Genomic DNA, 12,443 nt, shown 5'->3' on the forward strand with positions numbered 1-12,443 from the left:
TCTATAGTGTGAATTTCAGTAATTGACCTGTAATTTGATGATCCTTTAACGTATATCCTTTGCAGCGATAGAATTGCTCCTCTTCATCAAATACCAGTTCTCTTAAGATTGTCTCATTTTTTAATAAAGAAAGCAGCTTTCCTTCTGTGGAAGGTACCTGTACGTCATATGAATCCATCATTCCCATGACCACTTTCTCCATTTGCAGCTTTAAGGCTAGACGATCACCTTCATCAAAGGCACTAATAAATGCAGTCGGTGTATCCGCAGTAGGGACAAAATCTGAATGCTGAATATCTTTTTTATTATAAACGGTTATTTGTGGAATATCTTTCACTTCCAAGTCTTCGAGCAGCTTTTTCACTGTTTTTTCATGATGAAAATAATCCGCGTTGGACATATCGACCACATGGAGAAGAAGGTCCGCCTCCTTGACTTCTTCAAGCGTGGAGCGAAAGGCAGCGATTAGTGCGGTCGGTAAATCTTGAATAAACCCAACTGTATCTGTAATCAATGCGAGGAAGCCACTTGGTAAAATCAATTTACGTGTCATCGGGTCTAGGGTTGCGAACAATTGATTTTCCTCATAGGACTCCGCTTCGGATAATCGATTAAAAAGTGTTGATTTACCGGCATTGGTATAGCCGACAATCGCGACCTGAAAGGTTTTATTTTTCTTTCTTCTTTCTCTGTACCTCTCCCTGTGCTGAACGATAACAGAAAGTTGAGTTTTAATTTCATCGATTCTGCGACGGATATGCCTGCGGTCTGATTCTAACTTCGTTTCACCTGGTCCTCTAGTTCCTATCCCCCCACCGAGACGAGATAATGCGATTCCCTGACCGGCAAGACGAGGAAGCATGTATTGCATTTGGGCAAGTTCAACCTGTAATTTCCCTTCTTTAGAGCGCGCCCTTTGAGCAAAGATATCTAAGATGAGCTGGGTTCTGTCGATTACCCGGGCATTTAGTTCGGTTGAAAGATTTCTTTTTTGGCTTGGTGATAGTTCGTCATTAAAGATGACGATATCTGCCTCAAGCTCATCAACCAGAATATTGAGCTCCTCCACCTTCCCTTTACCTATATAGGTAGCAGGATGGCGGCGGTCCCGTTTTTGAACGACTGACATCAAAACTTCACCCTGAGCGGTTTCTGTCAATGCACCTAACTCTTCCATTGAATATTGAAACCGCAAATCATCCTCCCCATTGGTTTGACAGCCAACGAGGATCGCTTTCTCTTTTGTGTCTTTTTGTTCCAAAAAGCATTCTCCCTTTCCTAACTTCTTTCCTCCATCATAACAAAAAACAGTTGCATACTCTAATTTTCCCATAATCACTAAAAAGTTATTGTAATTTTTCCGAAAAGTTATTGTAATTTTTCTGAAAGGTTATTGTAATTTTTCTGAATCATGATAAAATTTTACTGTTTTAATATAATTGTTTTTCACTATGTTTATAGTATTTAATCAAATTAACTTTAAGGAGAAATCAGTTTAAAATGACTTGGGATGTTTTGAGTATGATTGGAACCATCGCCTTTGCCGTCAGTGGCGCCATTGTTGCGATGGAAGAGGAATATGATATTTTCGGAGTATATATATTAGGAATTGTCACCGCATTTGGGGGTGGGGCGATTCGAAACTTATTAATAGGTGTGCCTGTTTCAGCCCTTTGGGACCAAGGGGTATTTTTCCAAATTGCTATATTATCTATTACAGCAGTGTTTCTATTTCCAAACAACCTGTTAAAGCACTGGCAAAAATGGGGGAACTTTTTTGATGCAATTGGCCTTTCCGCCTTTGCCATCCAAGGTGCCATCTACGCAGTTAAAATGAACCTTCCGTTAAGTGCCGTAATCGTTGCAGCAGTCTTAACAGGAATTGGCGGCGGCATTATTCGAGATTTATTAGCCAGACGAAAACCAATGGTCCTAAGAGCGGAAATTTATGCACTATGGGCGATTCTTATCGCTCTTTCTATTGGACTAAAGATAACAGCAACTTCATGGCAGTTATATACGTTATTTATTCTTGTGACGGTTTTACGCGTCCTTTCGTATACCTATGATTGGAAACTTCCAATTCGTAAGCTTGGATCAAACTAATTCATCCAAATAAAAATGGCAGATTGCTTAGAATCTGCCATTTTTTTTAATCTTCCTCAAACACGAGGTCATTGCTTCTAAGGGTCATTAACTCGTGTCTGTCATAGCTATTTAACATAAGGAGCCTCATCGCTTGAGCACGAATTGATTTTTCAATAATATTCCTGACATACCTCCCATTTGAAAAACTATTGGGACTTAATACTGCTTTAACCCAGATTAAATGTTCCTTTAACTTTTTTTCTGCCTCATGGCTAAAAGTGTATTCACGTTCGACTAGCATCCTTGCTGAAATTTCCATTAACTGGTTGATGTTGTAGTCCGGAAAATCAATTACTAATGGAAAGCGTGAATGGAGCCCGGGATTAAGGGTTAAGAAATAATCCATCTCCCTTGAATATCCAGCAAGAATAAGAATAAACTCATGCTGCTTATCCTCCATATGTTTCACTAGTGTATCGATTGCCTCTTTCCCAAAATCCTTTTCACCGCCGCGCCCCAACGAGTAGGCCTCATCGATGAATAATATTCCACCTTGGGCCTTCTTGATTAAATCCCTCGTCTTTTGCGCTGTATGACCAATGTACTCACCAACAAGGTCAGCACGTTCCGCCTCAATTAAATGCCCTTTTGATAAAACGTTCATTTTTTGAAATAATTTACCTATTAATCTAGCGACTGTTGTTTTACCTGTGCCTGGATTTCCTTTAAACATCATATGGAGGGCTTGTTTTCTTGCTTTTAAACCCATTTCCTCACGTTTTTTATTGACGTAAATCCAAGCATAGATTTCTTTTATCATCCTTTTCATTTCGTCCATGCCAACCAAAGCTCCTAACTCCTCTTCAATTTCCTTTAGAGCCGCATGCTCAACTGGAATGTCCTTTGGAACCACTTGAAAGTCAGGTAACTCTTTTGAAATTGTTTTCCCTTTTTGTGAATTGAGGACAACACTTATTTGGCCGTTACTTTTCATTCGGATGGGTTGGTCCAAAGCTTTCACCTCTCATTTTTGCCAACAGATTACGTAGGATGGTTTTTATCGCTACTCAGAATTTATATTGAACTCATTTATTTGCGCAAAGGAAAGCATAACCCTTCATTTTATATGTATTCAAACACCTTGAAATTCATTAAAAAAGTTTTTTATAAATAAAAAAAGCCCATTGGTATGGGCTTCACAGACAAGTTTATTGGTTTTCCAATTCAAGATGAACATTTCTTTGGGGCGCAAAGGTTGAAATCGCATGCTTGAATACTAATTGTTGCTTTCCTTCGGATTCAAACAGTACGGTAAAATTATCAAAGCCCTTTATCTGGCCTCTTAATTGAAATCCGTTAAGTAAAAAGACGGTAACATGTATGTTATCTTTGCGGCACAGGTTTAAAAATTGATCCTGAATATTGATTGTTGTTTTCATTTGTATTTCCTCCTCTTTTATCTCTACTAATATGTATTCGATTTTACTTGAAGCTTTCCTTCAATACAACGTGAAATTTCCGTTATTTTTTTTGAGGTGTCCTCCACATCGGTCATATCAAACCATGTTACCTCCATTTTGTTCCGAAACCAAGTTAATTGCCTTTTGGCATATCTTCTTGAATTTTGTTTTAAATTGGCGATAGCTTCTTCTAAGGTAACCTTCCCCTCTAAATAGGCATAGATTTCTTTGTAGCCAATTGCCTGGATTGATTGACAACCACGCAAACCCTGTTGATATAACCCGTTTACTTCCTCAATAAGTCCTTCCTCCATCATTAAATCCACCCGATAATTAATGCGCTCATAAAGTTTCTCTCGTTCCATTGATAAACCAACAATGGCTGTATTGTACAATAGGTCCGGTTGTTGAATGCTTTGGAATTCTTGCATCGTCTTCCCGGTAAGATGGAAAATCTCAAGTGCACGAATGACTCTTCTTATATTATTTGGATGGATTTGTGAAGCACTTCCCGGATCCACCTCCAACAATTCTTTATACAATGCTTCATTTCCTATTTTCTGCACTCTATCCTCTAGCATGAGACGATAAGACTCATCTCCCGGAACATCAGAAAATTGATAATCATAAATGACGGACTGAATATACAGTCCTGTTCCACCGACAATAATGGGCAGTTTTCCTTTCTTGGAAATCTCTTCTATTTTAGCCCGAACTAGGTGTTGAAATTCAGCGACAGAAAAGTTTTCAAAAGGCTCTTTAATATCAATTAGATAGTGAGGAATTCCTTCCATTTCAACCTTTTTGATCTTTGCCGTCCCAATATCCATGCCACGATAGATTTGCATAGAATCTCCACTGATAATTTCACCATTATAGCGTTTAGCCATTTCGATACTTAACTTTGTTTTTCCCACTGCGGTTGGTCCGATGATTACTAATAATTTTTGTTTTGAATCCAATATTTTCACACTGCCTTATCCCTTTTTCAGTGAAAGCAGGGTTATGATTCCACTTCCACCCCTTTTATCGTAACATAATTTTTAAAAGCAGTTGAACATCAAACTAGTATACACATAAAAGTTGTTTTCTATGCCGTAAATCTAACAGAAAATTTTTTATTCAATTTTCTTCCCAAACAGGAATATTTTACATGTAAATTTACAAAAGGATAACGGTTCATTTACAAAGCGCTTACCACCCCCACATTTATGTTAGACTAACGCGTAGCTTATTTTGAATGAAAAATAGGGAAATTAGGTGAATGATTATGTTATCTACTTTTGATATAGGTATTGATTTAGGTACTGCAAATATACTAGTTTATAGTAAAAATAAAGGAATCGTTATTAATGAACCATCTGTTGTGGCGATTGATACCGTTACGAAAAATGTTGTTGCTGTTGGTGCTGAAGCGAAGGAAATGATTGGAAAGACACCGGAAAAAATCGTCGCGATTCGTCCAATGAAGGATGGAGTCATCGCTGATTATGATGTAACGACGGAATTGCTAAAACACATTATGCGTATGGCCTCTAAAAAAATTGGCTTTGCGGTTCGTAAACCGAATGTCGTGGTTAGTATTCCATCTGGATCGACAAGTGTGGAAAGAAGAGCGATCCAAGATGCAGTAAAACAGGCAGGGGCAAAAAGGATAAGCTTAATTGAGGAACCCGTTGCAGCGGCCATTGGCGCAGGCTTGCCAGTTGATGAACCGGTGGCAAACGTGGTTGTCGATATTGGCGGCGGCAATACCGAGGTAGCGATTATTTCCTTTGGCGGGGTCGTTGCTTGCCATTCTATTAAAATTGGTGGCGACCGACTTGATGATGATATTATTCAACATGTTCGGAAGGAATATAATATCCTGATAGGTGAAAGAACAGCGGAAAACATCAAAATGGAAATTGGTTTTGCTCTCATTGACCATGAAGAGCGTTTCATGGATGTTCGCGGGCGCGACCTTTTAACCGGACTGCCAAAAACGATTAAACTATCATCCTATGAAATTCGCGTGGCCATCAAGGAAGCCTTATTGCATATTTTAGAAGCAATTCGTGCGACCTTAGAAGATTGTCCAGCCGAGCTAAGTGGAGACATCGTAGACAGGGGCGTCATTCTAACCGGTGGTGGAGCTTTATTGAACGGGATGGAGGCTTGGCTAAGCGAAGAGATTGTCGTTCCTGTCCAGCTTGCTCCCAACCCGCTTGAATCGGTAGCAACAGGGACTGGAAAGGCCCTGCAATATATGAGCAAACTTCCCGTTGCAATGAAATAAGCATCAATTTGTGGGGAGATCATCTCTAATGATTGCACTCTAAGTAATAGTAATATCAGTGCTGCAGAAGAATCCTTTTCTGCAGCCTTTTTCATATTGGGTCGTCTTGAGGAACCTGTCTACGTGACCGTGGTTAATGATTATTCTTCCAATCGTTACCGTGAACAGGCTTTTCCACCAACGGCGGGAACGAATAGGTTCTAATCGTTACCGTGAACAAGCTTTTTGACCTATGGCGGGCACGAATAGGTTCGGGCACGTAGAACCCTTTTCAACACTAAAATTTAATGAATGCTCAAAATAAAAGAACGTTCCCATAAATAGGAACGTTCTTCACTGTTACATCACCCGTTTAAACATCTTCTCCATCTCATAAACCGAGTAATGAACAATAATTGGTCTGCCGTGCGGACAAGTAAATGGATCCGACGCTTTCCGCAGATCATCTAACAGTGCTTGGATTTCATCATTTCGTAAGTGACGATTCGCTTTTATCGACGCTTTGCAGCTCATCATAATTGCTGCTTCTTCGCGTAGTTTCTTAATATCCACCTTTTTCATCAATAAAAGCTGTTCAATCATGTCCTCGATGATTTGTTTTTCCTCCCCTTTTGGGAACCACTGTGGATGGGATCGGACAATAAAACTATTCAATCCGAACTCCTCTAGAAAAACTCCGACCTTTTCGAGCTCAGCCTGGTGTTCATTTATTTTCAAAAATTCATCTGTCGAGTATTCAAAGGTTATCGGCACAAGCATTTCCTGCAGTTCTGATTGGACCTGTCCTACTTTCTCCCGGAAATACTCATACTTTAACCGTTCCTGCGCCGCATGCTGATCAATGATATATAAGCCATTTTCATTTTGTGCAAAAATATAGGTGCCATGCATTTGTCCGATTGGATATAACCGAGGAACCCTGCTCTCAGAAGAAGCAGCACAACCTGTTTCACTCGATTCAAAGTTGTGTTCAACACTGGTGGTGGTACTTGCATCAGACTTAGCCTGCGATTCACTAAATGGATTGGTCTCGTACCAGGTGTCAGTCACCACCGTCTCTTCGTTAACAGAGTGACCTGATAACTTTGAAATTGGGTGTTCCTCTGGCATTTCCAGCCACGGACGGCGCTCTTGAACGATTGCTGTTGCTGCAGGTGCAGGTTGGTGCCATTCCAACTCTTTTCGCTCAGTAGTAGGTGAAGGTTTTGTGCCTTCATCTAGCACTAAAGAAGTCTGTTCTTCCTTCGGTGTCTCCTTTTTCACCGCAGTATAGGCTGTCGGGATCAGGATTTTTGATTTAAACACCTCTTTAATCGTCGTTGTGACGAGCTCATTCAATTCTGCTTCTTTACTAATACGGACCTCCATTTTCGAGGGATGAACATTCACATCCACTAATAACGGGTCCATCTCAATATTCAGAAGAACAATCGGGAACCTGCCGATTGGCAGCAATGTGTGATAACCTTCCTGGATAGCCTTGGCTAACGGATAGTTTTTTATAAATCGCCCATTAATCATCGTCGAAATATAGTTTCTAGAAGCTCTCGTTACCTCAGGCATCGAAGCAAATCCGTTTATTTTATAATCAAGCGAGGTGCCTGAGATAGGAACAAGCTGTTTGGCGATACCCAATCCATAAATCGACGCTAAAACCTGACGAACATCACCGTTTCCATTGGTCTGTAACAATTTCCGTTCATTGTGTATAAGACGGAAGGCAACCTCTGGATGAGAAAGAGCCAGTCGATTCACAACGTCGGTAATATTTCCGAGCTCGGTATGAATTGTCTTCATATATTTTAACCGAGCTGGTGTGTTGAAAAATAAATCGGTAATCGTGATATCGGTCCCGCGTCTGCTTGATGCTTTTTCGAACGTTTCGACCTTGCCGCCTTCAATCACCAATCGGTTCCCGGCCCCTTCTCCTGTAGAGGTCTTCATCTCTAGTCTGGAAACGGAGGCGACACTCGGCAGGGCTTCCCCACGGAAGCCAAGGGTGCGGATTCGGAATAGGTCATTTTCATTTTTGATTTTGGATGTCGCATGGCGTTGAAAGGCAAGTAAGACATCCTCTTCCTCGATTCCATTTCCATTATCAGTTATCCGGATTTTCGCGAGTCCCGCTTCCTCTACCTCAATTTCAATCACCGTACTGCCGGCATCAATCGCATTTTCAACAAGTTCTTTGACAACAGAGGCTGGTCGTTCAACTACTTCCCCCGCCGCAATTTTATTGGATAAGGCATCATCTAATTGAATGATTTTACCCATTCGGATTCACCCCCTACTTTAACTTTTTCTGGAGCTCATACAACATATTTATCGCTTGAAGTGGTGTTAAATCCAAAATATCTAATTCCTTCATCTTGTCTATTACACGTTTCTCATTCGAGGAGAGGTCCTGCTTTTTCACACCTTTTGGTTCATCAAAGAAAGAAAGCTGGGCAGGCTGTTCTTGAACTGACTCCACCTTAACTGCTTCAGTTTTTGGCGTCCCTTGCTGTGTATCAGACTGCTCAAGTGCGGTTAATATTTCATTGGCACGGCTGATTAAGTCGGAAGGAAGTCCCGCTAGCTGAGCCACATGAATCCCGTAACTCTTGTCCGCTGGTCCTTCTTTTATTTTATGAAGAAAAACGACTTTTCCGTGATGTTCAATCGCACTGACGTGAATATTCTTTAACTTAGTCAACTCTTCATCTAATACCGTTAATTCATGATAGTGGGTAGAAAAAAGAGTCTTCGCCCCTATTTGTGTATGAATATATTCAATAATCGCCTGCGCAAGTGCCATTCCATCATACGTAGAAGTTCCGCGACCGATTTCATCAAATAAAATTAAGCTGTTTTGAGTGGCATTGGAAATGGCATTCTTAGCTTCAAGCATTTCGACCATAAAAGTACTCTGTCCAGAAATTAAATCATCAGCTGCACCTATACGAGTAAATACTTGATCAAAAATCGGTAGGACTGCTTCCGTCGCCGGGACATAGCAGCCAATTTGCGCTAATATCGCAATTAAGGCGATTTGGCGCATATACGTACTTTTCCCCGACATATTCGGGCCCGTGATCAATAAGACTTCGCGATCAAAATCCATGATGCAATCATTCGGAACATATTCCTGGGCATTTAATACCTTTTCAACGACAGGATGGCGGCCATCCGTCACAACCACACGGCCTTCCATTGAAAATTGCGGTTTAACATAGTGCCGGTCTTCACTTACTTGAGCAAAGCACTGCAGGACATCTAGCTCACTAATTGTTTTTGCCAAAGCCTGCAATCGTGGGATTTGTTCTTTCACAATCTCGCGAATTTCGGTAAACAATTCATATTCAAGCTCACCGCATTTTTCTTCTGCTTGTAAAATTAAAGCCTCTTTTTCTTTTAAATCTGGTGTAATAAACCGTTCCGCATTCGATAAGGTTTGTTTCCGCTCATATTGACCCTCTGTTAAAAGATGCAGGTTTGCACGAGTAATTTCAATATAGTAACCAAATACGCGGTTATAGCCAACCTTCAATGACTTGATACCGGTTTTCTCCCGTTCTTCTCGTTCTAGCTGGGCAATCCAAGTTTTCCCATTGCGGCTGGCATCCCGGTATTGATCAAGCTGGGCATTATACCCGTCACGAATCATATTGCCTTCTTTTAAGGAGAGCGGTGGATTTTCTACAATCGCTTGTTCCAATAAATCAGTGATTTCTTCACATGGATCAAGAAGGTCAGCCATTTGGTTAACTTTGTCATTCTTCATCCCTTGCAGAATTTGTTGTAAAAATGGAACCTGTATTAACGAACGCTTTAATTGCACCAAATCACGGGCATTAATATTTCCAAACGCTACCCTGCCTGCTAATCGTTCTAAATCATAAACTTCCTTCAGCTTTTCACGAAGTTCTTGGCGCTCAAAATAATAAGACATTAGGACTTCAACGATCGATTGACGTGATTCAATTTCCTTTTGATTGATTAATGGCCGGTCAATCCAGTGCTTTAACATCCTTCCGCCCATGGCGGTCATCGTCTCATCAAGCAACCATAATAATGACCCTTTTTTCCCTTTGGAACGAATCGTTTCTGTTAATTCTAAATTTCGTTTGGAATAGTAATCAATTTTCATATATTGATGGATTTGATAGGTGGTAACTGATTGAAGGTGATCCAAACTTCTTTTTTGTGACCGATATAAATAGTTAAAAAGCCTCGCAATTGCTGTCTTTAACTTTTCTTGATTTAAATCTTTGAGCAGATGCGAATAATTCATATCTATTGAACTATTATCTTCAAACGAAATAGCAAGAACATCCCGTTCACGAAGCTTCTTTTGAAGTTCTCCGTCAAAGCTGCTAGCGACAACAACTTCCTTCGCACTTAAAACGGCTAGCTCATTTAAAACTTCATCAAAATTATTCGACAACAATGTGACCCGGCTTTCCCCAGTTGAGATATCATTGTAGGCAAATCCATAAGTTTGATCATCAAAGCTTGTAATCGAGGCAATATAGTTATTCTCTTTGTCATTTAACCCTTTGCCCTCCATCACCGTGCCCGGTGTGATCAATTGGACAACTTCCCTTTTTACCATACCTTTGGTCAGTTTTGGGTCTTCGACTTGCTCACAAATAGCCACCTTATAGCCTTTAGAAATGAGCTGTTCAACATAATTTGCTGCTGCGTGGTATGGGACGCCGCACATTGGAATCCGTTCTTCGGTTCCACCCTGACGGCTGGTTAACGTTATTTCTAATTCTTGTGATGCTTTAATCGCATCATCAAAAAACATTTCATAAAAATCGCCTAAGCGAAAAAATAAAAAGGCATCTTGATAATCTGCCTTAACGGTTAAGTATTGCTGTATCATCGGCGTATATGCAGCCATAATGACCTCCACTATAAAAAAGACTTTCGAGTATGTTCGACAAATAATTATAACATACTTCGAGAAGACTTTATTAGGAAGAATAATCCTAATAATGCAATAGGGAAAATGGAAATAATTATCATTTCAGAAGAGGAGTAAAGGCAATTCCAACGAATATAATTACATATAGACCAACATGTTAAAAAAAAACTATGATAGAGGTGGTGGCAAAATGAGTGGAATATTTAGCCGTAGTTACCAAAACTATGATTTTGAAATGTTTTCAATCAGTCATTTGGTTATGATTGGAATTTTACTCCTAGTATCTGTCTGCCTTTTTCTATTTAGAAATAAAATGAAGAACACGCAATGGAGACGAACGGAAATCGGGGTAGCTATATCACTCATTATAATAGAAGTTTCCTATCATTTTTGGATGCTCTTGACTGGAAGCTGGAATGTTAGTCACGCCATCCCATTAGAATTGTGCAGCATCAGTCTGATATTAACAGTCATTTTATTGCTTACTAAGAAAAAAATAATCTATGAAATTTTATTATTCACAGCATTACTAGGAGCGACTCAGGCATTTATTACTCCATCATTAAATTACGATTTCCCGCATTTTCGGTTTTTCCATTTCTTTTATACACATTTAATGGAAATCTCGGTGCCACTTTATTTTACATGGGTAAAGGGCTATCGACCTACGATTTGGTCTGTATTTAAATTATTTATCTTCTTGAATGTGTTAATGCCAATAATTATGTTGATCAATAAGCTGGTGGACGGAAATTATATGTTCTTAAGTCATAAACCGGACACTGCCAGTTTAATGGATGTTTTAGGACCATACCCGTGGTATATTTTTTCGCTGGAAGGTTTATTAATAGGGCTCAGTTTAATCGTCTGGTTGATATTTCGTGAAAAATCGGTAAATAAAACCAAAGTAGCCAGACACCTGCCGATTCAATAATATCAACTTTTTTATTGACCTTTTGGTATTAACAAATTATAATAAATAACGTTCCTATAAGATTTGTCTCAGTAGCTCAGTAGGATAGAGCACGATCGAATATGCTTCATTGATTTACTTCAGCGTTCTAATCGAGCTGCTTCTTGCATAATCTTTCTGAGATTAGGACGACACTTCTAATTGTGAGTTAGGAACAAAGTAATTTTTCTTTATATTTGTCTCAGTAGCTCAGTAGGATAGAGCAACAGTTTCCTAAACTGTAGGTCGGAGGTTCGAATCCTCTCTGGGACATCAAAAACCCTTGCGATGCAAGGGTTTTTCTGTATTTATCATCTAAATTAACTCTTCAAATGTGGCGATTCAGGATTCATTTCCATAAACTCGAGCCAATTTCCATCGGGATCTAATACCCAAAATTGGTAGTTCAAAGCCCTGCCTTGAGAAATTTCAACTTCTAAAGGGACTCCCTTTTTCTTCAATTGATCTGCCGTTTCATTGATATCATCAACCTCAAAACAGATATGGTCTGCTCTGTTCTTAACCCCCTCGGCACCACCGTAAAATAATTCAATGAAACACCCATCCGCCACTTTTACATAGACAATCCACGGTTCACCATTTGGTTGATTCAATTCAAACGCTTTCTTAAAACCAAGCTTATTGCAATAGAAATCCAATGAGCGTTCCATATCTACTACATGAAATCCTTTGTGATTAATCCCTTTAATCATCTTTTCCCCCCCATTTTTCCTTTTACTATTTTTTTACACT

At 39.7% G+C, this 12,443-nt stretch carries 10 protein-coding genes and 1 tRNA gene; 4 read left to right on the top strand and 7 right to left on the bottom strand.

From position 1 onward, the window contains the following. Position 1: 1 nt before the first annotated feature. Positions 2 to 1,261: a GTPase HflX gene (gene hflX, locus BDR01S_RS01485; protein WP_066252901.1), complete on the bottom strand. Its 1,260-nt coding sequence runs from the start codon at positions 1,259 to 1,261 to the stop codon at positions 2 to 4. 239 nt (positions 1,262 to 1,500) lie between these two features. On the opposite strand from hflX, the gene BDR01S_RS01490 reads away from it, so the two are divergent. Next, positions 1,501 to 2,106 carry a trimeric intracellular cation channel family protein gene (locus BDR01S_RS01490; RefSeq protein ID WP_066252899.1) on the top strand — a complete coding sequence of 202 codons (606 nt, stop codon included), beginning with the start codon at positions 1,501 to 1,503 and terminating at the stop codon, positions 2,104 to 2,106. Positions 2,107 to 2,152: 46 nt separating this feature from the next. Here BDR01S_RS01490 and spoVK read toward each other — a convergent pair whose 3' ends face one another. From spoVK to miaA, 3 genes are all read right to left on the bottom strand, one after another. Beyond that, positions 2,153 to 3,100, bottom strand: a complete 948-nt coding sequence (gene spoVK / locus BDR01S_RS01495; protein WP_066252898.1) for a stage V sporulation protein K — start codon at positions 3,098 to 3,100, stop codon at positions 2,153 to 2,155. A 196-nt stretch (positions 3,101 to 3,296) separates the two neighbouring features. Further along, a complete protein-coding gene (gene hfq / locus BDR01S_RS01500) occupies positions 3,297 to 3,527 on the bottom strand; it encodes an RNA chaperone Hfq (RefSeq protein ID WP_066252897.1) in 231 nt (76 codons plus the stop codon). A 26-nt stretch (positions 3,528 to 3,553) separates the two neighbouring features. After that, positions 3,554 to 4,510, bottom strand: a complete 957-nt coding sequence (miaA, locus tag BDR01S_RS01505) for a tRNA (adenosine(37)-N6)-dimethylallyltransferase MiaA (RefSeq protein WP_066259882.1) — start codon at positions 4,508 to 4,510, stop codon at positions 3,554 to 3,556. 308 nt (positions 4,511 to 4,818) lie between these two features. Between miaA and mreBH the strand changes: the two genes are divergently transcribed. Then, a complete protein-coding gene (gene mreBH / locus BDR01S_RS01510; RefSeq protein ID WP_066252895.1) occupies positions 4,819 to 5,826 on the top strand; it encodes a rod-share determining protein MreBH in 1,008 nt (335 codons plus the stop codon). Between the two features lie 339 nt (positions 5,827 to 6,165). Here the strand turns inward: mreBH and mutL are convergent, their stop codons facing one another. Together mutL and mutS are read right to left on the bottom strand one after the other, a co-directional pair. Continuing rightward, entirely contained in the window at positions 6,166 to 8,100 is a 1,935-nt protein-coding gene (gene mutL, locus BDR01S_RS01515) for a DNA mismatch repair endonuclease MutL (protein ID WP_066252894.1), read from the bottom strand. A 13-nt stretch (positions 8,101 to 8,113) separates the two neighbouring features. Next, positions 8,114 to 10,714, bottom strand: a complete 2,601-nt coding sequence (mutS, locus tag BDR01S_RS01520; protein WP_174523420.1) for a DNA mismatch repair protein MutS — start codon at positions 10,712 to 10,714, stop codon at positions 8,114 to 8,116. 214 nt (positions 10,715 to 10,928) lie between these two features. Between mutS and BDR01S_RS01525 the strand changes: the two genes are divergently transcribed. Together BDR01S_RS01525 and BDR01S_RS01530 are read left to right on the top strand one after the other, a co-directional pair. After that, positions 10,929 to 11,672: a YwaF family protein gene (locus tag BDR01S_RS01525; protein ID WP_066252892.1), complete on the top strand. Its 744-nt coding sequence runs from the start codon at positions 10,929 to 10,931 to the stop codon at positions 11,670 to 11,672. A gap of 217 nt (positions 11,673 to 11,889) precedes the next feature. Continuing rightward, positions 11,890 to 11,963 (top strand) — tRNA-Arg (locus BDR01S_RS01530). A gap of 47 nt (positions 11,964 to 12,010) precedes the next feature. Here BDR01S_RS01530 and BDR01S_RS01535 read toward each other — a convergent pair. Next, positions 12,011 to 12,403, bottom strand: coding sequence for a VOC family protein (locus tag BDR01S_RS01535; protein WP_066252891.1), 393 nt, complete (start codon positions 12,401 to 12,403; stop codon positions 12,011 to 12,013). Between the last annotated feature and the right edge of the window lie 40 nt (positions 12,404 to 12,443).

Origin of the sequence: Neobacillus drentensis NBRC 102427 (assembly GCF_001591445.1) — a bacterium.
Lineage (GTDB): Bacteria > Bacillota > Bacilli > Bacillales > Cytobacillaceae > Neobacillus > Neobacillus drentensis.